Source organism: Shigella sp. FC1967 (genome assembly GCF_001743005.1).
Classification (GTDB): Bacteria; Pseudomonadota; Gammaproteobacteria; order Enterobacterales; family Enterobacteriaceae; genus Proteus.
Genome location: NZ_MIIZ01001470.1, coordinates 1 through 337 on the forward strand (window position 1 = coordinate 1; position 337 = coordinate 337).

At 47.2% G+C, this 337-nt stretch carries 1 pseudogene; it reads left to right on the top strand.

Going from position 1 to position 337, the window contains the following annotated elements:
- Positions 1 to 337 (top strand): annotated as a pseudogene (locus BHE89_RS23090) (IF-2-associated domain-containing protein); the annotation flags it as partial.

Below are 337 nucleotides of genomic sequence, written 5' to 3' on the forward strand. Positions count from 1 at the left end.
AAGAAGACCGTCTCTGATTCTGTCTCCCAAAAAGAGAAAGAAACCTTACTGGCTTGGTTGAATCGTGATAAAGACGTATCAACCAGCCAACCAGAAAAATTAACGTTACAGCGCAAAGTGCGCAGTACGTTAAGTGTTCCTGGTACAGGTGGCAAAAGTAAATCAGTAGCCATCGAAGTCCGCAAAAAAACGCACTTATGTGAACCGTGACGCCGTTGAAAAAGCGCAAGCGGATGAGCAAGCTCAGCGTGAAGCGGAAGAAAAGGCGCATCGCGAAGCAGAAGAAAAAGCCCAGCGCGAAGCACAAGAGAAAGCACAGCGCGAAGCTGAAGAAAAA